Raw genomic sequence first — 22,890 nt, 5'->3', positions numbered from 1 at the left:
GCTTGCGTGCAGTTGCAGGGCGCTTGCCGATGCAAGCGACCCGATAATAATAAGAAGAAGGAAATGTCTGTATGTCGTTATTAGCCCCTGTGCCTGTGGCGGGCACGCTTGATGTTCAGCTGTTGATCAACACCAGGCCACTGTCCAGCTATCAATGGCGGGTGGTGCTGCTGTGTTTTCTGATCGTCTTTCTCGACGGCCTGGACACCGCGGCCATGGGCTTTATCGCCCCGGCCTTGAGCCAGGACTGGGGTATCGATCGCGCCAGCCTGGGACCGGTGATGAGTGCCGCGCTGATCGGCATGGTCTTCGGTGCCCTGGGTTCCGGCCCCCTGGCCGACCGTTTCGGGCGCAAGGGGGTGCTGGTGGTGGCGGTGTTTCTGTTTGGCGTGTTCAGTCTACTGTCGGCCTACAGCAGCAATATCGACCAACTCCTGGCCCTGCGTCTGTTGACCGGCCTGGGCCTGGGGGCGGCAATGCCCAATGCCACCACGCTGCTCTCCGAATACACCCCCGAGCGGCTCAAGTCGTTGCTGGTGACCAGCATGTTCTGCGGTTTCAATCTGGGCATGGCCTGTGGTGGGTTCGTCTCGGCGAAGCTGATTCCGCTGCTGGGTTGGCACAGCCTGCTGATGCTCGGCGGGATCCTGCCCCTGGTGCTGGCCGTGGTGCTGTTGTTCCGGTTGCCGGAGTCGGCACGCTTCCTGGTGGTGCGCAATCGTGGCGTGGAGCGGATTCGCCAGGTGCTGGCGCCGATTGCGTCGCTGGAGGTCGCGGCGGCCACCGGCTTCAGCGTGCCGGAACAGACGGTGGTGCAGAGCCGCAACGTGCTGAAGGTGATTTTCTCCGGGGCTTATAGCGCCGGTACCTTGCTGCTGTGGCTGACCTATTTCATGGGGTTGGTGATCGTCTACCTGCTCACCAGTTGGTTGCCGACCCTGATGCGTGACAGCGGCGCGAGCATGGAGCAGTCGGCCTTTATCGGCGCGCTGTTCCAATTCGGCGGTGTGCTCAGTGCCGTGGGTGTGGGCTGGGCGATGGATAAATTCAACCCGCACAAGGTCATTGGCATTGCTTACTTGTTGGCCGGCGTCTTCGCCTGGTTGGTGGGGCAGAGCCTGGGCCATGTCAGTGTATTGGCCGCCTTGGTGCTGTTGGCCGGCATGTGCATCAACGGCGCGCAATCGGCGATGCCATCGCTGGCCGCGCGTTTTTACCCCACCCAGGGTCGCGCCACCGGCGTGTCGTGGATGCTCGGTATCGGTCGTTTTGGTGCGATCCTCGGGGCCTGGGCCGGGGCGACGTTATTGGGCCTGGGTTGGAACTTCGAACAGGTGCTGACCGCGCTGGTAGTGCCGGCGGCCTTGGCGACCCTCGCTGTGGTGATCAAGGGGCTGGTCAGCCATGCGGACGCGACCTGAGAGCGCCTCATTGTTTTTCATGAATCCTGGAGCTGTGGTTTGAACAGACCGACGAATCAACTTTTCGATGCCTATTTCACCCAGCCGGCGATGCGGGCGATTTTTTCCGATCAAGGCCGGTTGCAAGGCATGCTCGACTTCGAAGCCGCCCTGGCGCGCGCGCAAGCCAGCACCGGATTGATACCCCAGGAGGTCGTTGGTGATATCGAAGCGGCCTGTAGCGCGCAGCTGTTCGATGTCGACGCGTTGGCCGTGGCCATCGGTAATGCCGGCAATTCGGCGATTCCGCTGGTCAAGGCGTTGGGCAGGAAGATTGCCGTGGCCAACCCGACCGCTGAGCGCTACGTGCATATGGGGGCCACCAGTCAGGATGTGATGGACAGTGGCCTGGTGCTGCAACTGCGTTCAGCCATTGCGCTGTTGGAAGGTGATCTGGGGCGTTTGGCCGATGCGCTCGCCGAGCAGGCCGCGCGCCACGCGAACACCCCGCTGGCCGGGCGTACCTGGCTGCAACAGGCGACACCCGTGACCCTGGGCATGAAGATCGCCGGTTGGCTGGGCGCTATCACTCGCCATCGCCAGCGTCTCGCTGAAGTCAAACCGCGCTTGCTGTGCCTGCAATTCGGTGGGGCTTCCGGCAGCCTGGCGGCCTTGGGCGACCAGGCTTTTACGGTGGCCGAAGCCCTGGCCGATGAGTTGAGTCTGCACCTGCCTGACCAGCCTTGGCATACCCAGCGTGATCGCCTGGTGGAATTCGCCAGCCTGCTGGGGCTGATCGCCGGCAGCCTGGGCAAAGTCGGACGCGATCTCAGTTTGCTGATGCAGACTGAGGCGGGTGAGGTGTTCGAGCCGGCCGCGCCGGGCAAGGGCGGCTCCTCGACCATGCCGCACAAGCGCAATCCGGTCGCAGCGGCAGTCATGATCGGTGCGGCGACCCGGGGCCCCGGGCTGGTGGCGACGATGTTCAGCGCAATGCCGCAGGAACATGAGCGCAGCCTCGGCCTGTGGCATGCCGAATGGGAAACCCTGCCGGAGCTCTGTTGCCTGGTGTCCGGCTCGCTGCAACAGGCCTTGCAGGTGGTGCCAGGGCTGGAAGTCGACGCCGGGCGCATGCTGCAGAATCTGGAATTGACCAAAGGGCTGGTGCTGGCGGAAGCCGTGAGTATTGCCTTGTCCCAGCGTATCGGCCGCGATGCGGCGCATCATCTGATCGAACAATGCTGCCGCCGTGCGGTGGAGCAGGGCGAGCACTTGCGCCAGGTGCTCGGCGCCGAACCGCAAGTGACCGCGCAACTGTCCGCCGAGGCGCTGGACCGCCTGCTGGACCCGGCTCATTACCTGGGGCAATCACAGCGCTGGGTCCAACGCGCGCTGGCCGAACATCACGCTTTCAAACCTTAGAGAAGGATCCTGCAATGGACGAACAGCAACGTTACGAAGCCGGCATGAAAGTGCGCCGCGAAGTGCTCGGCGATGCCCATGTGGATCGTAGTCTGGAACATCTGACGCCGTTCAATGGCGAGTTCCAGGAGATGATTACCCGACATGCCTGGGGCGATATCTGGACCCGCCCCGGGTTGCCACGGCACACCCGCAGCCTGATCACCATCGCCATGCTGATCGGCATGAACCGCGAAGGGGAGCTGCGCCTGCACTTGCGTGCCGCGAAAAACAACGGCGTGAGCCGCGACGAGATCAAGGAGGTGTTGATGCAGAGCGCGATCTATTGCGGCATTCCCGCGGCCAACGCCACCTTCCATCTGGCTGAGGCGGTTTGGGCGCAGATGGATGCCCAGGCGTGAGGTAGTGGTTGTGTATCGCCGGCGCGACTGGAGCCGGCCCGGTCCCGGCGCCAGCCGCGGCGCCGGTGTTTATGCCTGATAGACCTTCTTCAGCAGCCTGAGCAGTTCCTCGCGCTCCTGACTGTCGAGGGCGGAGGTGGAATCCAGATCGCTCTCGGTGGCGATCTGTTTCAGCTCCTTGAGCAGGGTCTCCCCGGTCTTGCTGAGAAAAATCCCGTAGGAGCGCTTGTCCGGCTTGCAGCGCACCCGCACCGCCAGCGCCCGGCTTTCCAGTTTGTTCAGCAGCGGCACCACCTGGGGTGGTTCGATGGCCAGTGCCTTGGCCAGGTCGGCCTGCATCAGCCCGGGCGTCTGGTCGATGATCGCCAGGGCCGAGAACTGCGCCGGCCGCAAATCGTGGGCCGAGAGTCGCTCGATCAGGTTCTGGAACAGCTTCAACTGCGCCCGACGCATGGCATAACCGATCAGGTCGTCCAGGGCGGAGTCCAGTGGCGCTTGGGTTTCGGCGTTCTCGGCAGGGGACTCGGGGGCGGCGGCAATCTTGGAAGACTTGGCCATTGCGGGATGGATCCTCAGGCAGGAGGTTAAGAAGACTATCTAGTTTGCCGTGGTTGCTCGGGGATAGCCATGCTCTCTTGCAGATGTCCAGGCACCACACAATGTTCAGGGTTAAAAGCAATCAAGTTAATTTTGTTAATGGTTAATTGACATAACTAATTTTCAGGTTTAGTTTTTACTCATCTTCAAGCCCGGAACAAGAGAGCCCGCCATGAGCAATTACGAAGGTCGCTGGACTACCGTCAAGGTCGAAATCGAGGAAGGCATTGCCTGGGTGATTCTCAATCGTCCGGAAAAACGCAATGCCATGAGCCCGACCCTGAACCGGGAAATGGTCGATGTGCTGGAGACCCTGGAGCAGGATCCTGCCGCCGGGGTGCTGGTGCTGACGGGGGCCGGTGAAGCCTGGACCGCCGGCATGGATCTCAAGGAGTACTTTCGCGAAGTGGATGCCGGCCCGGAGATCCTCCAGGAAAAAATCCGCCGCGAAGCCTCGCAATGGCAATGGAAGCTGCTGCGCATGTACACCAAGCCGACCATCGCGATGGTCAACGGCTGGTGCTTCGGTGGTGGCTTCAGCCCGCTGGTGGCCTGCGACCTGGCGATCTGCGCCGACGAGGCGACCTTCGGTCTCTCGGAAATCAACTGGGGCATCCCGCCGGGCAACCTGGTGAGCAAAGCCATGGCCGATACGGTGGGGCATCGCCAGTCGCTGTACTACATCATGACCGGCAAGACCTTTGGCGGGCAGAAAGCCGCCGAGATGGGGCTGGTCAACGAAAGTGTGCCGCTGGCGCAGTTGCGTGAAGTCACCGTGGCGCTGGCGCGCAACCTGCTGGAGAAAAACCCGGTGGTCCTGCGGGCCGCCAAGCACGGTTTCAAGCGCTGCCGCGAACTGACCTGGGAGCAGAACGAGGATTACCTGTACGCCAAGCTCGATCAGTCGCGCCTGCTGGATACCGAGGGCGGCCGCGAGCAGGGCATGAAGCAGTTTCTCGACGACAAGAGCATCAAGCCCGGCTTGCAGGCGTATAAGCGCTGAAACACGTGGCGCGCAGCCGGCGCATCCGGTTGTGCGCCGCGCCCATGCCGCTTGAACGTATTCCCGATAATGACAATAAAGAGGAATCACCATGCTGGACGTGCCCCTGCTGATCGGCGGCCAGTCGTGCCCCGCCCGAGACGGTCGAACCTTCGAACGGCGTCATCCGGTGACCGGTGAGGTGGTGTCGCGGGTTGCCGCCGCCACCCTGGAAGATGCCGACGCTGCCGTGGCTGCGGCCAAGGCGGCCTTCCCGAGCTGGGCGGCCCTGGCTCCCAATGAACGACGTACCCGCCTGTTACGAGCGGCGGAGCAGTTGCAGGCCCGCAGCGCGGAATTCATCGCGGCGGCCGGCGAGACCGGCGCCATGGCCAACTGGTATGGCTTCAATGTGTATCTGGCGGCCAATATGCTGCGTGAAGCCGCGTCCATGACCACCCAGATCAATGGCGAAGTCATTCCTTCCGATGTCCCCGGCAGCTTCGCCATGGCCCTGCGCCAACCGTGCGGCGTGGTACTGGGCATCGCCCCCTGGAATGCCCCGGTGATCCTCGCCACCCGGGCCATTGCCATGCCATTGGCCTGTGGCAACACGGTGGTGCTCAAGGCGTCGGAACTGAGCCCGGCGGTGCATCGGTTGATTGGCCAGGTGTTACAGGACGCCGGCCTCGGTGATGGGGTGGTCAACGTCATCAGCAACGCGCCGCGGGATGCCGCCGCGATTGTCGAGCGGCTGATCGCCAACCCGGCGGTACGGCGAGTCAATTTCACCGGATCGACCCATGTCGGGCGCATCGTCGGTGAGCTGTCGGCGCGTCATCTCAAGCCGGCGTTGCTGGAGCTGGGTGGCAAGGCGCCATTTCTGGTGCTGGCGGATGCCGACCTGGACGCGGCGGTGGAGGCCGCGGCCTTCGGCGCCTTCTTCAACCAGGGGCAGATCTGCATGTCCACCGAGCGCCTGGTCGTCGATGTCAAAGTCGCCGATGCCTTTGTCGCCCGGTTGGTGGCGAAGATCGCCACCTTGCCGGCGGGCAACCCCGACGCCGGGGATTGCGTACTCGGTTCCCTGGTGGACGCCAGTGCTGGCGAGCGCATCAAGTTGTTGATCGACGATGCCCTCGACAAGGGCGCCACGCTGCTCGCCGGCGGTCAATTGGAGGGCAGCATCTTGCAGCCGACCTTGCTTGACGGTGTCACCGATGCCATGCGCCTGTACCGCGAAGAGTCCTTTGGTCCGGTGGCCGTGGTACTGCGTGGTGATGGCGATGAAGAGCTGCTGCGCCTGGCCAACGATTCCGAGTTCGGCCTGTCGGCGGCGATCTTCAGCCGTGACACCGGTCGCGCCCTGGCCTTGGCCCAGCGGGTCGAATCGGGTATCTGTCATATCAACGGCCCGACCGTGCACGATGAGGCGCAGATGCCCTTCGGCGGGGTCAAGTCCAGCGGCTACGGCAGTTTTGGCGGCAGGGCGGCCATCGAGCATTTCACCCAATTGCGCTGGGTGACGTTGCAGAACGGACCTCGGCACTACCCGATCTGAGGAGGACAAACCCATGAGTTCAGAATTCAGATCAGCGCCTCGGACCGAGGCCAGTACGCCGCGTTATCGCCAAGTGTCCATCGGCCATCCAGCGGTCGAGGTCAGCGAAGAGCAGGGCATCCTGTCCATGCGCTCCCTCGAACCCCTGGCCGAGTTGCCCAGGCGTTTGCTCGATCGCCTGGTGCATTGGGCCGAGGTACGTCCGCAACAGACCTTTATCGCGGCGCGTCAGGATGACGGTGGCTGGCGGCGGGTGAGTTACGCCGAGATGCTCGACAGCGTCCGCGCCATTGCCCAGGGCCTGCTGGGTTATGGTCTTTCGGCCGAGCGGCCGCTGGCGATCCTTTCAGGTAACGACATCGAGCATCTGCAGATTGCGCTGGGGGCCATGTACGCCGGTATTCCCTATTGCCCGATCTCTCCGGCCTATTCGTTGTTGTCGCAGGATTTCGCCAAGCTGCGGCATGTTTGCGATCTGTTGCAGCCGGGGTTGGTGTTCGTCAGTGATGTTGCCGCCTTCCAGCGCGCGATAGACGCCGTGTTACCGGTCGAGACGCCACTGATCAGCGTCCGTGGCGAGATGCCGGGGCGCCGGCAGAGCCGCTTTGCCAGCTTGCTGCAACAACCCGGCGCGGCCGAAGCCGAAGCAGCGTTCGCCGCCACCGGGCCCGACAGCATCGCCAAGTTTCTGTTTACCTCGGGTTCCACCAAGCTGCCCAAGGCGGTGGTCACGACCCAGCGCATGCTCTGCGCCAACCAGCAGATGCTGTTGCAGACCTTCCCGGTGTTTGGCGAAGAACCGCCGGTGCTGGTGGACTGGCTGCCGTGGAATCACACCTTCGGCGGTAGCCACAATGTCGGTATCGTGCTGTACAACGGCGGGACCTTTTACCTGGACGACGGCAAGCCCACCGTCCAGGGCTTTGCCGAAACACTGCGCAACCTCAAGGACGTGTCGCCCACCGCCTACCTGACCGTGCCCAAGGGCTGGGAGGAACTGGTCAGCGCCCTGGAGCAGGACGCTGAGTTGCGCGAATGTTTCTTCTCGCGCATGAAACTGTTCTTTTTCGCCGCCGCCGGATTGTCCCAGCGGATCTGGGACCGCCTGGACCGGGTTGCCGAAGCGCATTGTGGTGAACGTATTCGCATGATGGCCGGGCTTGGCATGACCGAGGCGGCGCCGTCCTGCACCTTCACCACCGGGCCGTTGTCCATGGCCGGGTACATCGGCTTGCCGGCGCCTGGTTGTGAGGTGCGCCTGGTGCCGGTGGATGGCAAGTTGGAGGGGCGTTTTCGCGGGCCGCACATCATGCCGGGTTACTGGCGCGCGCCGCAGCAGACCGCCGAAGTCTTCGATGAGCAGGGCTTCTACTGTTCCGGCGATGCCCTCAAGCTCGCGGATCCGAGAGACCCGGAACTGGGCCTGATGTTCGACGGGCGGATTGCCGAGGACTTCAAGTTGTCTTCCGGGGTCTTTGTCAGTGTCGGCCCCTTGCGCAATCGCGCGGTGCTCGAAGGTTCGCCCTATGTCCAGGACCTGGTGGTGGCCGCGCCGGATCGCGAGTGCCTGGGGGCGCTGGTCTTTCCGCGCTTGTATGAGTGTCGACGTCTGGCCGCCTTGAGTCCGCAGGCCAGCGATGTCGAGGTCCTGGCCAGCGTGCCTGTGCGCCTGTGGTTCAGCGACTGGCTGCAACGGCTCAACCGCGATGCCACCGGTAATGCCAGCCGCCTGGAATGGATCGTGCTGCTCGATGAACCGGCCTCCATCGATCGCGGTGAAATCACCGACAAGGGCTCGATCAATCAGCGTGCGGTGTTGCAGTGGCGCGCCGCCAAGGTCGAAGCGCTGTATCGCGGCGAAGAGCCTTCGATCCTGCGTGCCGGGTCTCAACCGTGAACAGCGTGGGGCAGTATTCGAGTTTTCGCGATGTGGCGATTTTCGAAGCGCTGCGCACGCCCTGGGTCGATCTCGGCGGGGCCTTGGCCCAGGTCTCGCCGATCGACCTGGGGATCAAGGTCGGGCGCGAGGTGCTGGCCCGCGCCGCTATCGATCCGACAGCGGTGGACAGCGTACTCGCCGGTTCCATGGCCCAGGCCAGTTTCGATGCCTACCTGCTGCCCCGCCATATCGGCCTTTACAGTGGCGTGCCGCAAGGGATCCCGGCGCTGGCGGTGCAGCGCATCTGCGCCACCGGCTTCGAGCTCTTGCACCAGGCCGCCAGGCAGTTGGACGACGGTGTGCAGTTGGCCCTGTGCGTGGCGGCTGAATCCATGTCGCGCAATCCGATTGCCGCCTATGTCCACCGCGGCGGTTTCCGCCTCGGTGCCGCCGTGGAGTTCAAGGACTTTCTCTGGGAAGCGCTCTACGACCCGGCGCCGGGTCTGGATATGATTGCCACCGCCGATAACCTGGCCCAGCGCTATGGCCTGAGTCGTGAGGTGGTGGATCGTTATGCGCTGGATAGTCATCAACTGGCGCTGCAGGCTCAGACGGACGGCTGGTTTACACCGGAGCTGGTGGCGCTGGGCAATGAACGCTTTGAGCTGGCTGGCTATCAGGCACGGAGTATCCAGTTGCCGCGGGGCGTGGAGCGGGTGACGCGGGACAGTCATCCGCGGCCTACCGATCTGACGGCCTTGAGCCGCTTGCGCTCGGTGCATGACGGCGGTGTGCAAACGGCCGGCAACAGTTGCGCGCTGGTCGATGGCGCGGCGGCGGCGCTGGTGGGGCGAGCGTCTTGGGCTTTTCGTCCGGTGCTGGCCCATTTGCTGGCCAGTACCGTGGTAGGTGTGGCGCCGGAATTCATGGGCATAGGGCCAGCGCCGGCGATCCAGTTGCTGCTGCAGCGCAGCGGGCTGGCCCTGGCCGATATCGACTTGCTGGAAATCAACGAGGCGCAGGCGGCCCAGGTACTGGCCGTGGCCCAGGTGCTGGGGCTGGATGGCGACCGACTCAACCGACGGGGTGGCTCGATCGCCTTGGGCCACCCCTTGGCCGCCAGTGGTTTGCGCCTGGTGCTGAGCCTGGCCAGGCAGTTGCGCGAGGGCAATCTGCGTTATGGCATCGCGGCGGCGTGTGTCGGCGGCGGGCAGGGCATGGCTTTGCTGATCGAAAATCCCGAGTATCAAGGCTGAAGCAAGGCATCGCTGCCTTTGCCGGTATGCAGCCCGATCCGTAAACAGCGCCCTGCAGTCAGCCCAGACCTTGCGTTACTATGGCAACCCACCTTTCTGGAAGTTGCCTGGATGAGTAAGCCCGGTCAAACGGTGCTGGTCGCGCTGCGCAAGATGATCGCCTCCGGCGAATTGGCGGCTGGCGAACGGCTGATGGAAAACCCCACGGCGGAGCTTTTCGGTGTCTCGCGGATGCCGGTGCGCATGGCGTTCCGCACGCTGGAGCAGGAAGGCCTGTTGGTGCGTTTTGGCGGGCGCGGGTTTCAGGTGCGCTCCGTCAATCCCGATGATATTGCCGGTGCGGTCGAAGTGCGGGGCGTGCTCGAAGGCCTGGCGGCGCGCCAGACCGCCGAGCGGGGGCTTTCGGACGAGGCCCGGGCGAGCCTTGAACAGTGCCTGTCGCAAGGTGATCAACTGTTCGACAAAGGGTTCGTGACCATCGAGGACCTTGAGCTCTATCACGATCTCAACATGCGTTTTCACCAGGTGATCGTCGAAGGCAGCCACAACCCGGCCATCGCCGACGCCCTGGCGCGCAACGACCATTTGCCTTTCGCCTCGGTGACCGCCCTGGCGGTTGACCGTGACGACATGGTTCGCGAGTACCGGCGTTTCAACTATGCGCACATGCAGCACCATTCGGTGTTCGATGCGCTGGTCAACCGCCAGGGCGCGCGTGCCGAAGCCATCATGCGCGAGCACGCCAACGCCACGTTGCGCTATGCCGAGATCTTCGGCTCGGCGGTGGCCGAAGAGCGGATGAAGGTTATTCTCCGCTCCTGATTCCAGCCTTGCCGGCTGCACTGATGGACACCTGAGCACTGACCTCGGACGGAGTCGAGGTGGGCGAGGGGAGCCTGACATCCAATTGTCATTTTTTGATCGCGAAAACGCCATGTCCCTTGAGTAATGTCGCTCTCAATGAGATCGATCTCGAGCGAGCAAAAATGACTGATTTGAAAGAGGTTGCACAACTGGCCGGGGTTTCGCGGGCGACCGCGGCGCGAGCCTTTGCCTCCCCTGAAGTGGTGCGTCCCGCGACTCGAGAACAAGTATTCGCCGCAGCGCGTGAACTGGGTTTTCGGCCCAATCGTCTCGGCCGCCAACTCCGTCTGCAAACCACCAAACTGATTGGCGTTGTGGTTCCCAATCTGCTCAACCCGGTGTTCGCCGAGCAATTCCAGGCGATGGAGCGCGCTGCGCGCTTACGCGGTTACAACCTGTTGCTGGCAACCACCGACTACAGCAGCGAACGTGAAAGCGCGGTGGTCGAGGAATTGTTGCGTCAGCGCGTCGATGGTCTGGTCCTGACGGTCACGGATGCCGATCGGAGCCGGGTACTGCAAAGCCTTGCCAGGGAAGACACGCCCTTTGTACTGGCCTACCACCAACCCGGCAATCCTGACCACAGCAGCGTGTCCGTGGATAACCGCGCGGGCATGGCGCTGGCGACCCGTTATCTGCTGGAAGCGGGGCATTGGCGGATCGGCATGGTCGCGGGGCCCGCCTTGCAGTCCGACCGCGCTCGCCTGCGTTACGCCGGTTATTGCGATGCGATGCGTGAGGCCGGTCTCGACCGCTTGCCAGTGATCGAAATGCCCGCCCATACCCAGGCTGACTTTGCCGCTATCGAGCCGTTTCTACATGGCCCGCAAGCGCTCAGTGCGCTGGTCTGTTCCAACGATTTGCTGGCAATCAGCCTGATTGCGCAACTGCGACGTAACGGCTGGAACGTACCTCGGCAGCTCTCGGTCATCGGCTTTGACGGCATCGCCCTGGGCACCCAGATACACCCGACATTGTGCAGTGTCGTTCAACCCATCGCGACGCTGGCTTATACCGTGATCGATCAGTTGCTGGCGCAGATCGCCGGCGCCGCACCGGCTTCCCATTGCCTGCCTTGTCATATCCGGCCAGGCGAAAGTACTCAGCCCTACGAGGAGACATTTGATGATCCGCATCAGTAAAACCCTGGCCGCTTTGCTGCTGTGCGGCGTCGTCAACCTGGCGCAAGCCGCGCAAACGGCCATCTGCTACAACTGCCCGCCGGAGTGGGCGGACTGGGGCACCCAACTGAAGGCGATTGCCGATACGACTGGCGTGCAGGTTCCGCAAGACAACAAAAACTCCGGTCAGTCACTGGCGCAATTGGTCGCCGAACAGGCCGCCCCGGTGGCTGACGTGGTGTATTACGGCGTCACCTTCGGCTTGCAGGCGCAAAAGGCCGGGGTGGTTGGCATGTATAAACCCAAGGGCTGGGAGGAGATTCCCTCCGGCCTGAAAGACCCGGAAGGTCACTGGTTTGCGATTCATTCCGGCACGTTGGGCATCATGGTCAATGTCGATGCGCTGGGTGGCCTGCCCGTGCCACAAAGCTGGAACGACCTGCTCAAACCGGAATACAAAGGCATGGTGGGCTACCTCGATCCATCCAGTGCGTTCGTCGGTTACGTGACGGCGGTGGCCATCAACCAAGCCATGGGCGGCAACCTGGATAACTTCGCTCCAGCCATCGATTACTTCCAGAAACTGGCGAAAAACGCACCCATCGTGCCCAAGCAGACGGCCTACGCCCGGGTGTTGTCCGGTGAGTTGCCGATTCTGGTCGATTACGACTTCAACGCTTATCGAGCGCGCTACAAGGACAATGCCAACGTTGCGTTTGTGATTCCCAAGGAAGGCAGCATCAGTGTGCCTTACGTCATGAGCATGGTCGGCAATGCCCCGCATCGGGCCAATGCCGAGAAGGTCTTGGATTTCGTCCTGTCCGATCAAGGCCAGGCGTTGTGGGCCAAGGCCTACCTGCGGCCCGTGCGAGCGATAAAGATGCCTGCGGATGTCGCCGCACAGTTCCTGCCGGACAGCGATTATGCCCGGGCTGGCGTGGTCGATTACGAACATATGGCGGCGGTGCAGGAAGTCTTTTCCGCACGTTATCTGAGTGAGGTCAAGTAAGTGATGGCTTCGCAAGTCAAAGCCCGGGAAGGCCGCTCGGCCTGGACCTTGGTGCCACGCTTGCGGCCGACCGCTGCCTGGGCGCTGGCGCCGGCGGCCGCCGTGCTGTTCGCGTTCTGGTTACTGCCACTGGCGCATCTGATTATGCTGGGTGGGCAAAGTCGCGATGGCAGTGACAGCGGCTATTGGCAGGTGCTGAGCAGTGCACAATACCTGGGCAGTCTGGCGCAGACCTGCATGCTGGCCCTGGTGGTGACCCTCGCGGCGCTGCTGGTGGGCGGCGTCAGCGGGGTGTTTCTCTCGCGCCAGCGCTTCTTCGGCCGTTCGGCGCTGGTCGCCTTGTTGACCTTTCCATTGGCGTTTCCCGGCGTGGTGGTCGGCTTTCTGGTCATCCTGCTGGCTGGCCGCCAAGGGCTGTTCGCCAGCCTTGGTCTTGAGCTGGCGGGTGAGCGCTGGATTTTTGCCTATTCGCTGACAGGGCTGTTCGTCGGCTACCTGTACTTCTCGATTCCGCGGGTGATCCTTACGGTGATGGCGGCGTGTGAGAGCCTGGATCGCAGCCTGGAAGAAGCCGCCCATTCACTGGGCGCGGGTCATTGGCGAGTGGTCTGTGATGTCATCGTGCCCGGCCTGGCGCCGGCGCTGGTCTCATGCGGGGCGATCTGCTTTGCCACGTCCATGGGCGCCTTCGGCACGGCGTTTACGCTGGGCACGCGGCTGAATGTAACGCCGGTAGCGATTTACAACGTGTTCACCAACTACGCCAATTTTGCACTGGCCGCCGCGCTGTCGGTGGTGTTGGGCGTGCTGACCTGGATCGTTTTGTTGCTGGCCCGCACGTTGGTCAAACCTTCGAGGACGGTCTTGTGAAGCGCTCAACGCTGTTTGTCGGGCAACTGCTGTTTACCTTGCTGGTTTGCGCTTTCATGCTGGTCCCGGTGCTGATGTCACTGCTGGCCGGGGTGACGCGTAATTATTTCCAGGGGATATCCAGCGGCCTCACGTTCGCCTGGCTGGTGCAAGTCTGGCAGGCTTATTCGCCGACCGTCTGGCTGTCCCTGGAACTGGCCGTGGCTTGTGCGCTGTGTGTCTGTGTGGTTGGCGTGCCGGCGGCTTATGCGCTGGTACGGATGGACAATCGCTTCAGTCGCGCGTTCGAGGAACTGATGGTGCTGCCCGTGGCGATGCCCGGTTTGGCCAGCGCTTTGGCACTGCTGCTCACCTATGGTCAGTTTGGCGGGTTTCGCGGCAGTTGGCTGTTCATTCTGGTCGGCCATGTGCTGTTCACCCTGCCGTTTCTGGTGCGTCCGGTGATGGCGGTGATGCAACGCCAGCATTTGCCGGTCCTCGAAGAGGCGGCGGCGAGTCTGGGCGCGGGGCCGATCCGGCGTTTCTTCAGTGTGGTGCTGCCCAACTGCCGGGCGGGGATTCTCGCCGGGGTGTTGATGGTGGTCACCCTGTCGTTGGGTGAGTTCAACCTGACCTGGATGCTCCACACGCCGATGACCAAGACATTGCCGGTGGGCTTGGCCGACAGTTATGCCTCGGCCCGGCTGGAAGTCGCCAGCGCCTACACCCTTATATTTCTGATGATGATCGTGCCGCTGCTTATCGCGCTGCAGGCCATCAGCAGCCGTCTTTCCCGTGGAGAAAAACGATGACCGGAACCACCATTCGCCTTGAGGGTTGTCGCAAGGCGTTCGCTGATGGCACCGTTGCCGTGCATGACCTGGACCTGAGCATCGAGGCGGGGGAAACCCTGGCGGTTCTTGGCCCGTCCGGCTGCGGTAAAACCACTACCCTGCGCCTGATCGCCGGTCTGGAGCGTCCAGATGCAGGGCGGATTTTTTTGGGCGACGATGATGTCACGCACCTGCCCATCGAACGCCGTAACGTGGGCATGGTGTTCCAGAACTACGCCTTGTTTCCGAATTTGGATGTGGCCGGCAACATCAGCTACGGCCTGAAAATTCGCGGCATGTCGCCCGCCGAACGCAACAAGCGTTGCGCGGAACTGCTGGAGCTGGTCGGCCTGGATGAGCATGGGAAACGCAGTATTCACGAGCTGTCCGGCGGTCAGCGCCAGCGGGTCGCTCTGGCCCGTGCCCTGGCACCGCGACCTCGGGTGTTGCTGCTCGACGAACCCTTGGCGGCGCTGGATGCGCAGTTGCGTGAGCGCTTGCGCAGCGAGTTGGATCAGCTGTTGCGCAGCCTGGGAATCACCGCCGTGTTCGTCACCCACGACCAGGGCGAAGCCATGGCGTTGGGGAATCGCATTTTGGTGATGGAGCAGGGCCGCGTCGCGCAATTGGCCAGTCCGCGGGAAATCTACCAGCAGCCAGCCAATGCTTTCGTCGCCAGCTTCGTGGGCAACCTCAATGCTTTTTCGGTGATCGAGCGCACGACCGATGGCTTGAAAGTCAGTGGCGGTGAATTGCCATGGAGCGGCACCCGTCTGCCCGCCACCGTGTATTGCCGCCCCGAACATCTGCGGGTGATGGACTGCCAGGGGCATCTACGTGGACGTCTTGTCGGCCAGTTTTTCCAGGGGGCGCAAAGCCGTCTGCTGGTGGATGTCGGCGCCCCCCAGCCGTTGTTGGTGGACAGCACCGATGGCGTGATTTACGGGGCCGGCGCCATGCTTGCCTTGGCCATCGAACCACAAGTGTTGTTCACCCTGCATCAGTGATCAGAGATCAGTCTTTTGAACCGTCCATTTCTCGTTGCGCAGATCAGCGATCTGCATCTTAAAGCCGGTCAGAAACTGACCTATGGCGTCGTCGATACCCTCGGTGCATTGCGTCGTGCTGTCGATCATCTGAACGCCAGCCGGCCGCGCCCGGATATTGTGGTAATCAGTGGCGACCTGGTGGACTTCGGTCGCCCCGACGAATATGCCGTGCTGCACCCTGAGCTCGCGCGCCTGCACATGCCTTTCTACCTGGTGCCCGGTAACCACGACAATCGGGAGCATTTGTTGGCGGCATTCGCCGATCACACCTACTGGCCGAGAGTGGCCGGTGAACCACTGGATTGGGTGGTCGAGGAGCATCCGCTACGCCTTATCGGTCTGGACACGAGCATACCCGGCGCCCATGGCGGCCAGTTGCAGGACCGTCAGTTGCATTGGCTCGATGAACAACTGGCCCGTCGCCCCGAGGCGCCGACGCTATTGGTTCTGCATCATCCGCCGTTTATCAGTGGCATTGGCCATATGGACCGCGAGCCGTTCATCAACGCGATGGCCCTGGAGGGGCTCATTGCCCGTCACCCGCAGGTCGAGCGGTTGTTGTGCGGACACCTGCATCGGCCGATGCAGCGGCGTTTCGGCGGCAGCCTGATTTGTGTGTGCCCCGGTACCTCACATCAAATCGTGCTGGATCTGCAGCCCACCGCCCCGGCGCATTTCAACCTGGAACCGCCGGGGTATCTGTTGCATCACTGGCATGAGCAGGCGTTGGTGACCCATAACGGCGTGTTTGGTGAGTATCCCGGGCCGTATCCGTTTTATGACGCAAATGGATTGATTGACTGATAACTAGAGATCGAGCACCAGCAGTGGCGTTTTCGAACGCGAGCAGCAAGGGGTGAACTGGTCGTTGGCGGCTTGTTCATCTTCGGTGAGGAACAGGTCGCGATGTTCCGGCACGCCCTCCAGAACCCGAGTCAGGCAGGTGCCACAAATACCTTGTTCGCATGAAATGGCGATCTCGATACCGTTGTCTTGCAGCACCTGCACCACGCTCTTGTCGGCAGGCACCTCGAAGGTTTGGCCGCTGCTGGCGATCCTGATCGAGAAGCTGCCGTCGGCGCCAGTGTCGATGGGCGCTGCGGCGAAGTACTCGCGATGCAGGCAGGGCTCCTGCCAGCCCGAGGCCTTGGCCGTATCCAACACGTGCTGCATAAAGCCACCGGGGCCACACACATACACATGAACGTCGTCTTCGGGCGCGGCCAGGACCTTGGCGGCGTCCAGCGCCGTCTCGGGTTCCTGATCGAAATGCAGGAACACCCGGTGGGCAAACGGCGAGTGTTGCAACCGTTCGATAAAGGCCGCGCGGTCCCGCGCACGGGCGCAGTAGTGCAGTTCGAAATCCGCGCCGCTGTGTGCCAGGCGTTCGGCCATGCAGAGGAGCGGGGTAATGCCGATTCCACCGGCGAACAGCAGGCTGCGCCTGGCCTCATGGACCAGTGGAAACAGATTGCGCGGCGCGCTGATCGACAGGCGCGTACCAGGCCGGATCTGCTCGTGCATGGCCCGTGAACCGCCTCGGGAACCCGGGTCCTTGAGTACGCCGATCAGGTAACGATGGCGCTCTTCGGGGTGGTTGCACAGGGAGTATTGTCGGATCAGGCCGCCAGGCAGATGCACATCGATATGGGCGCCGGCGCTGAAGGCCGGCAGTGGTTGGTCGTCGACACTGGCCAACTCGTAGCTGCAGATGTCCTGGGCTTCGTCGTGGCGCGAAACCACTCGCACTTCGATCATGTCAGTGACTCCTGTGGGGCTCGTTCCCGGGCGATCAGACGCTCCAGGACTCGGCGCGACTGCACGCCGCCGGCGTCGATATTGAGCTTGAGCAGGTTACGCAGGGGATGGTCGAGCAGGTTCTGTTGCTGGCGTTCGAGCATCTCCAGATCTTCGCTGAAAATCTTGCCCTGACCCTCGCGGATGCTCGCGGTCAGGGCTTCGTCCCGGGGGTTGAAGTTGCGTGCCATCCCCCAGAAGTACCAGATCGAGGTCTCGGTTTGCGGGGTGATGAAGTCGACGACGATGCTCGACGCCTTGAACTGCGGATCGGCGTGATAACCGCCTTTGCCGGCGTGGGCCACGCCGACTTCGATCAGCACATGACTGGGGGGGCTGAAGCGGCAGATCTGCCAGCGGTCAACCGGCACATCATCGGCCAGGTTGTTGCCGCGCAGGGCCATGCGCCAGAAGGGCGGTGCCAGGATGTTTTCCATGTGGCGGGCGGTGATCACCTCGTCGCCCTCGACCGTGGTGATCGGCGCGACCTCATCGATTTCCTTCTGGCCGATGCTGGATGCATGCACGTAGGTTTCGTGGGTCAGGTCCATCAGGTTGTCGATCATCAGGCGGTAGTCGCACTGGATATGAAACAGGCCTCCGCCATAGGCCCACTGGTCGCTGATCGCCCATTCCAGATGAGGGATCAGCGCGGCGTCGGCCTGCTCCTGATCGCCGGGCCAGACCCAGACAAATCCGTAGCGCTCGACCACGGCGAAGGTCTTGTTGCAGGGGAATCCCCGGACCCGCTGCCCCGGCATTTCCACGGTCTTGCCATCGCAACCCATCACCAGGCCGTGATAACCGCACACCAGTTGGCCGTTCTCGACGTATCCCAGTGACAGCGGAGCGCCGCGATGGGGGCAGAAGTCCTCGACGGCCGACACCTGGCCTTCATGGCCACGGTAAAAAACCATCTTCTCACCACAGATCTGACGGCCCAGGGGCTTGTCGAGTTCATCAGGCGTACAGGCGACGTACCAGGTGTTCTTGAGATACATGGCGATTCTCCCAGCTTTTTTTGTATTTAGTGGATCCATTAGGATTGTTTTGTGCGATTAAAGTCAAACAAAAAATGCTTTTTACTTTTCAATGGATCCACTGGATCGTTTGACGCACGCCTGAACCGCACAGCGCCAAGGCATTAATTAACCTTATTAATTATTTTATTGACTAAATAAATAGTCTTGGTTAATTATTCTCCTGCATCTGCTCTCACGCAGAGTCATTTCCAGGGGCAACCCCATGAGTCAGAACCACCTGCCTTTGCTGGCCAGTCTTTATGTCGAGGCCAATGAGTCTTCAGCCGACGGACCTGTCGCGTCGTCACTCATGCAAGGTTTTCCGGCCGAACCGGAACATCGCGTCACCTGGTCCAACTGGATGAGCCCGCCGTTCAACCAGTGGGGGTTTCGCAACCTGGCACGCCTGCGTCCGTCCATCGATGTGCAGGCCAACCCTGGTACGACCGGTGTCTTGAAGGAGGCGCCACTGGCGCTGGATGAGCTGAGTTTCGTCAGTGAATGCGGCCTGGGCATCAGCGTCATCGATCACCTGGTGGCCAGTCACACCGACGCATTCCTGGTGATGCAAGGCGACACGGTGCTCTTCGAGCGCTACTTCAACGGCCAGCAGCGCCGGGATCGGCATGTCATGTTCTCGGTCACCAAGTCGCTGATCGGCACCCTGGGGGAGCAACTGGTCTGCGAGGGCACCCTCGACCCGGCATTGCCCGCGGTGCATTACGTGCCGGAGCTGCTGGGCGGCGCGTTTGCCGATGCCAGCGTGCGGCAGCTGTTCGACATGGCCGTGGGCATCGAATACAGCGAGGTCTATGACGACCCCAATTCCGAGAGTTCACAGTATGGCTACGCCTGCGGTTTCCAGCCGACCCCGCCGCAGTACGCTCAGTTCGAGTCGCTTTACCAGTACCTGCCGTCCCTGCGAAAGCGCGGTGAACATGGTGGTTTTTTCCACTATGTGACCGCCACCACCGAAGCCCTGGCCTGGGTGATGGAGCGCGCCTCGGGCAAGTCCTGCGACCAGTTGCTGCAAGGCATCTGGAGCCAGTTGGGGTGTGAGCGCGACGGCTACTTCATGGCCGACCCCTGGGGCCGTGGTGTGGCGGGGGCCGGTTTCAGCGCCACCCTGCGGGACATGGCACGTTTCGGCCGCCTTTTGGCCAATGAGGGGCAGCAGGACGGCCGGCAGTTGCTCTCGAGCGAGGCCATCGCGTGCATCGTCGGCGGTTCCGATCCGGCGATCTACGCCGCGAACCCCGAGTTCTCCAGATGGACACCTGGCGCGTCCTATCGCAGCCAGTGGTACGTCTTCAACGACCACAGTCAGGCGCTCATGGCCGGTGGTATTCATGGCCAATACCTGTTCATCGACAAGCCATCCGGCGTGGTGATCGTCAAGCAGTCATCACTGCCCGATGCCGTCGGCCCATTCGATGCCGACAGCGTGCGCATGCTGCGCGCCATCGCCGGCCATCTGAGTCGTTGAGCACCGCTTTAAAACAACAACGTTGCGAATCGCTTCACCCGACCCGAAGGGGTCTTGGCGACGTACTGCGCCGCCGCTCAACTGCCCTGTAACAACAATAAATCACACAGGAGCTTCACTATGTTTCCCACGATGCGTTTTTCACGCGCGCTATTGGCGGTCGGGCTACCCCTGGCTACCCAGGCGGCGATGGCGGGCTACACCTTCGAGGATGGCGACCTCAAGGGGGAGGTCAATCTCACCGCCGGCGCAGCGACGCTTTTCACTCGCAATGTCAATTTCGGTAGCGGCCGGATTGATATGCGTAACGGCCGGAACGGCGGTAGCAGCATTGACTGGCAGGAGTTCTACGTGAAACCCGGGGTCAAGCTGGAGTATGCGGTGCAGCCGGATTTCAGCCTGCTGGCCGGCGGCTCTCTGGTAGCGGCGAAGACCTTGGGTGATGGTGACGCTGGTGGTTTCACCCGCAGTTCCGACGGTAAGGTGGCGACAGAAGAACTCTACGGCGGCTTTCGCCGTGGCGAGTGGACGTTCACTGCCGGTCGCCAGAATTACCTGATCGGCACCGGCTTCATCGTCATGGACGGTAACCTCGACCAGAAAAAGGACGGCGCCTACTGGCTGGGTCCCAGGACGGCCTTCAGGGATTCGGCGATCCTGGCCTGGGACCATGCTTCCCTGAAAGCCCAGGCTTTCACCTTGCGCACCGATGACGATCTGGGGGACTTCCGCATGACCGGCGTCAACCTGGATTACAACCTCGACGATCAGGTGACGTTGGGGGCCATGGCGATGAGGGTCAATGCGCTGGGGCCCAGGGGCAGTACCCTGCCGCGACGCCGTGACGGGATGCTGGTGTATAACCTCAGGGCGCTCAATGCGAAAGTCCCGGGTGTGGCGAACCTGACCCTGAATGGCGAATACGCCCTGGAGCGGGGCAGTGGCGAAGGCGTGGATTACGATGCCAATGCCTGGTATGGCCAGGCGGATTATGCCTTCAACACCTTGCCACTGACCCCGGTGATCGGCTATCGCTATGCGAGCTTTTCCGGCGACAACAACCTTTCCGATAACCGTCAGAAAGCCTGGGACCCTTTGAGCAAGGGCTTTGTCGATTGGAGCACCTGGCTGATTGGCGACGTGGTCGGCAACTACTTGCTGTTCAACAGTAACGAAAACGTTCAACAGTTCTCGCTCAAGACCCACCTCAACGAAACCCTGACCCTCGGCGCGATCCACTACCAGTTCTGGCTGGATGAAAAAAACTACATGGGCGCGGCGGTCAGTGATCGACGCTTTGCCGACGAGAGCGTCGTCTTCCTCGATTGGGCTGCGTCGAAATCGCTGTCCACTTCGCTGTCCTATAACTGGGTCAAGCCGCTGGCGGCAGCCAGGCAGGTGTTCGGTGACGATCAGAAGTTCAGCGCGCTGGAACTGTATTTCACCTACCGCTACTAAGTGCCGCGAGCCTTTGCGGCCGCGCTGGAGTGTTTCATCATGAACCGTCTTTTGCGTAACACCTTGCTGGGTGCTGTCGTTTCGTTGTCGGCCAGTGGTTTGTGCCTGGCTGAAGAGCGGACTGTCCGGATCTACAACTGGATCGAGTACCTGCCGCCTGAGATCCTGAAGAGTTTCCAGGAGGAAACGGGCATCCGCCCGATTTACGATGTGTTCGACAGTGTCGAGACCCTGGAGTCCAAGCTACTGACCGGCAACTCCGGGTACGACGTGGTCTTCCCGAGTAGTTCCAACCTGAGTCACCTGATCGCCGCGGGTGCCATCGAACCCCTGGAGCGCAGCCAACTGCCGAACTGGCAGCACCTGGACCCGGAGTTCATGAAGTCCCTGGAGGCCGTGGGCGACTCGGGCAATCGCTACGCGGTTCCTTACCTGTGGGGCACCACGTTGATCGGCTACAACGTCGACAAGGTGCGGCAGGTCCTGGGCGCCAATGTGCAGATGAACAGCTGGGACATGATCTTCAAGGAAGAGAACCTCGCCAAACTGGCCGGTTGCGGCGTCGGCTTTCTCGATGCGGCCAACGAGATCGTGCCCATCGCCTTGCACTACAAGGGCCTCGATCCCAACAGCCAGAAGCGTGAGGACTACCCGCAGGCCCAGGCGGCGATGATGAAAATTCGCCCTTACATCACCTACTTCAACTCGTCGCGCTACGGCATGGATCTGGCCAATGGTGATATTTGCGTCGCAGTGGGCTGGTCGGGTGGCGTAGCGCTGGCCAAGCAACTGGCCGATGCCGCTGGCAAGGGGGTCAAGGTCGAGATGGCATTGCCCAAGGAAGGTGCGCCCATGTGGTCGGATGTGATGGTGGTGCCGGTCAATGCGCCGGATGCCAAGGAGGCCCACGCGTTCATCAACTACATCCTGCGACCGGATGTGATCGCCCGGATCAGCAACAAGATCGGTTACCCCAACCCGAACAAGGACGCCACCGTATTGGTGAATGCCGATATCCGTAACAACCCCAATATGTATGTGCCGGACGAGGCGCGTAAAACGCTGTTCGCCCTGCAACCCATGCCGGCAGCCATGGAGCGGATCCGCACCCGCACCTGGACGAGCATCAAGACCAATCGCTGAACAGCCTGGCTGCCGGGTCTCGGCTCAGGCGTGCATGCCCTGGAAGAGCAGGGCGGTGATGCGCCGGACCTGGCTGGAATGAGACGCCATGTCTGGCGGCTCCTGATTGACCAGCCGCAGCAGTTGAAGGTGCGCATAGTCATTGAGCAGGAAGGCGGCGGTCTCGACGTTGAGGTCGCCGCGCAGCTTGCCGGCCTGTTGCAGGTCCCTGAGCAGGCCACTGATTTCCGAGCGCAACGCATCGTTCATGGCACGGTAGCCTTCGGGCAGTTCATTGTCGCCTCCAAACAGGATCAGCGGCAGCAGTTCGCGCCAGAGACTGGGGTGCATCACTTCCAGGGCGTAGCGGGTCAAGAGCTGTTCCAGGTAGCACAAGGTGTCGACCGGATCGTCCATTTCGGGGATCTGGCTGCGGGTGTCCTTGAGGGCGCGCTGGTCGGCGTCGTGCAGGATTTCCAGGATGATTTCCTGCTTGTTGCCGAAATACTTGAACACCGTGGGCGCCGAGACCCCGGCCTGGTTGGCGATCTGTTCGATGGTGGTGTTCTGGAAACCCTGGCGCTCGAACAGCTCCACTGCGGCTTTGCTGATGGCCTGGCGGCGTAGGACTTTCTGGCGTTCACGCAGTCCAGTCACGGGAGGTCCTTTTAATTAGGCGGGTACGAAAGCCAGCAGGATAATCGATTATCTTTGTCGCAAAAATACTTTATTAAATAAAGCTTAACCGCACATGCCCTCCAGGCCCGGCACGGGGCCACTTC

General features: G+C 62.0%; 21 protein-coding genes. 17 read left to right on the top strand and 4 right to left on the bottom strand.

Translation table 11 applies throughout. From position 1 onward, the window contains the following. Window positions 1-71: 71 nt before the first annotated feature. The 3 genes from HX830_RS01775 to pcaC are packed head-to-tail and all read left to right on the top strand — an operon-like array spanning window position 72 to window position 3,223. Window positions 72-1,421: an MFS transporter gene (locus tag HX830_RS01775; RefSeq protein WP_177098780.1), complete on the top strand. Its 1,350-nt coding sequence runs from the start codon at window positions 72-74 to the stop codon at window positions 1,419-1,421. Window positions 1,422-1,460: 39 nt separating this feature from the next. Next, entirely contained in the window at window positions 1,461-2,822 is a 1,362-nt protein-coding gene (locus HX830_RS01770) for a 3-carboxy-cis,cis-muconate cycloisomerase (RefSeq protein ID WP_177098779.1), read from the top strand. A gap of 14 nt (window positions 2,823-2,836) precedes the next feature. Further along, complete coding sequence (pcaC, locus tag HX830_RS01765; protein ID WP_177098778.1) at window positions 2,837-3,223, top strand: 4-carboxymuconolactone decarboxylase; 387 nt, start codon at window positions 2,837-2,839, stop codon at window positions 3,221-3,223. A gap of 69 nt (window positions 3,224-3,292) precedes the next feature. Here pcaC and HX830_RS01760 read toward each other — a convergent pair whose 3' ends face one another. Next, window positions 3,293-3,781, bottom strand: a complete 489-nt coding sequence (locus tag HX830_RS01760) for a MarR family winged helix-turn-helix transcriptional regulator (RefSeq protein WP_177098777.1) — start codon at window positions 3,779-3,781, stop codon at window positions 3,293-3,295. Between the two features lie 211 nt (window positions 3,782-3,992). Here HX830_RS01760 and HX830_RS01755 point away from each other — a divergent pair, with 211 nt between their 5' ends. From HX830_RS01755 to HX830_RS01705, 11 genes are all read left to right on the top strand, one after another. After that, on the top strand, window positions 3,993-4,823 hold the full coding sequence (locus HX830_RS01755) for a p-hydroxycinnamoyl CoA hydratase/lyase (protein WP_177098776.1): 831 nt from the start codon (window positions 3,993-3,995) through the stop codon (window positions 4,821-4,823). A 91-nt stretch (window positions 4,824-4,914) separates the two neighbouring features. Then, window positions 4,915-6,363 (top strand): aldehyde dehydrogenase, encoded by a 1,449-nt coding sequence (locus HX830_RS01750; RefSeq protein ID WP_177098775.1) that lies wholly within the window; start codon window positions 4,915-4,917, stop codon window positions 6,361-6,363. Window positions 6,364-6,376: 13 nt separating this feature from the next. Beyond that, window positions 6,377-8,260: a feruloyl-CoA synthase gene (locus tag HX830_RS01745; RefSeq protein WP_177098774.1), complete on the top strand. Its 1,884-nt coding sequence runs from the start codon at window positions 6,377-6,379 to the stop codon at window positions 8,258-8,260. Beyond that, window positions 8,257-9,498, top strand: a complete 1,242-nt coding sequence (locus HX830_RS01740) for a thiolase family protein (RefSeq protein WP_177098773.1) — start codon at window positions 8,257-8,259, stop codon at window positions 9,496-9,498. The genes HX830_RS01745 and HX830_RS01740 overlap by 4 nt, the downstream gene beginning before the upstream one ends. 111 nt (window positions 9,499-9,609) lie before the next feature. Beyond that, a complete protein-coding gene (locus tag HX830_RS01735) occupies window positions 9,610-10,320 on the top strand; it encodes a GntR family transcriptional regulator (RefSeq protein ID WP_177098772.1) in 711 nt (236 codons plus the stop codon). 164 nt (window positions 10,321-10,484) lie between these two features. Next, window positions 10,485-11,504, top strand: coding sequence for a LacI family DNA-binding transcriptional regulator (locus HX830_RS01730; RefSeq protein ID WP_177098771.1), 1,020 nt, complete (start codon window positions 10,485-10,487; stop codon window positions 11,502-11,504). Then, a complete protein-coding gene (locus HX830_RS01725) occupies window positions 11,488-12,492 on the top strand; it encodes an ABC transporter substrate-binding protein (protein ID WP_177098770.1) in 1,005 nt (334 codons plus the stop codon). The genes HX830_RS01730 and HX830_RS01725 overlap by 17 nt, the downstream gene beginning before the upstream one ends. Window positions 12,493-12,495: 3 nt before the next feature. Beyond that, window positions 12,496-13,362 (top strand): ABC transporter permease, encoded by an 867-nt coding sequence (locus HX830_RS01720; RefSeq protein ID WP_177098769.1) that lies wholly within the window; start codon window positions 12,496-12,498, stop codon window positions 13,360-13,362. Continuing rightward, window positions 13,359-14,153, top strand: coding sequence for an ABC transporter permease (locus HX830_RS01715; protein ID WP_177098768.1), 795 nt, complete (start codon window positions 13,359-13,361; stop codon window positions 14,151-14,153). The genes HX830_RS01720 and HX830_RS01715 overlap by 4 nt, the downstream gene beginning before the upstream one ends. Next, a complete protein-coding gene (locus tag HX830_RS01710; protein ID WP_177098767.1) occupies window positions 14,150-15,181 on the top strand; it encodes an ABC transporter ATP-binding protein in 1,032 nt (343 codons plus the stop codon). The genes HX830_RS01715 and HX830_RS01710 overlap by 4 nt, the downstream gene beginning before the upstream one ends. Window positions 15,182-15,196: 15 nt before the next feature. After that, the gene (locus HX830_RS01705) at window positions 15,197-16,027 is read left to right on the top strand and encodes a phosphodiesterase (RefSeq protein ID WP_177098766.1); all 831 of its coding nucleotides are present in this window, start codon (window positions 15,197-15,199) and stop codon (window positions 16,025-16,027) included. Window positions 16,028-16,030: 3 nt separating this feature from the next. Here the strand turns inward: HX830_RS01705 and HX830_RS01700 are convergent, their stop codons facing one another. Next, window positions 16,031-16,981, bottom strand: coding sequence for a PDR/VanB family oxidoreductase (locus tag HX830_RS01700; protein ID WP_177098765.1), 951 nt, complete (start codon window positions 16,979-16,981; stop codon window positions 16,031-16,033). After that, entirely contained in the window at window positions 16,978-18,021 is a 1,044-nt protein-coding gene (locus HX830_RS01695) for an aromatic ring-hydroxylating oxygenase subunit alpha (RefSeq protein WP_177098764.1), read from the bottom strand. Before HX830_RS01695 ends, HX830_RS01700 begins: the two co-directional genes overlap by 4 nt. A 244-nt stretch (window positions 18,022-18,265) precedes the next feature. Here HX830_RS01695 and HX830_RS01690 point away from each other — a divergent pair, with 244 nt between their 5' ends. The 3 genes from HX830_RS01690 (at window position 18,266) to HX830_RS01680 (ending at window position 22,129) form a co-directional block, all read left to right on the top strand. Beyond that, window positions 18,266-19,528 (top strand): serine hydrolase domain-containing protein, encoded by a 1,263-nt coding sequence (locus HX830_RS01690; RefSeq protein ID WP_103496943.1) that lies wholly within the window; start codon window positions 18,266-18,268, stop codon window positions 19,526-19,528. Between the two features lie 120 nt (window positions 19,529-19,648). Further along, on the top strand, window positions 19,649-20,986 hold the full coding sequence (locus tag HX830_RS01685; RefSeq protein WP_177098763.1) for an alginate export family protein: 1,338 nt from the start codon (window positions 19,649-19,651) through the stop codon (window positions 20,984-20,986). Between the two features lie 39 nt (window positions 20,987-21,025). Further along, window positions 21,026-22,129, top strand: a complete 1,104-nt coding sequence (locus HX830_RS01680) for a polyamine ABC transporter substrate-binding protein (protein WP_177098762.1) — start codon at window positions 21,026-21,028, stop codon at window positions 22,127-22,129. Between the two features lie 24 nt (window positions 22,130-22,153). Here HX830_RS01680 and HX830_RS01675 read toward each other — a convergent pair whose 3' ends face one another. Further along, on the bottom strand, window positions 22,154-22,765 hold the full coding sequence (locus tag HX830_RS01675; protein ID WP_103496940.1) for a TetR/AcrR family transcriptional regulator: 612 nt from the start codon (window positions 22,763-22,765) through the stop codon (window positions 22,154-22,156). Between the last annotated feature and the right edge of the window lie 125 nt (window positions 22,766-22,890).

The sequence above is a fragment of the Pseudomonas gingeri genome (assembly GCF_013385425.1).
GTDB lineage: Bacteria > Pseudomonadota > Gammaproteobacteria > Pseudomonadales > Pseudomonadaceae > Aquipseudomonas > Aquipseudomonas gingeri_D.
Note: the sequence above shows the minus strand (reverse complement) of the source record. Positions and strands in the feature narration are given on the sequence as shown.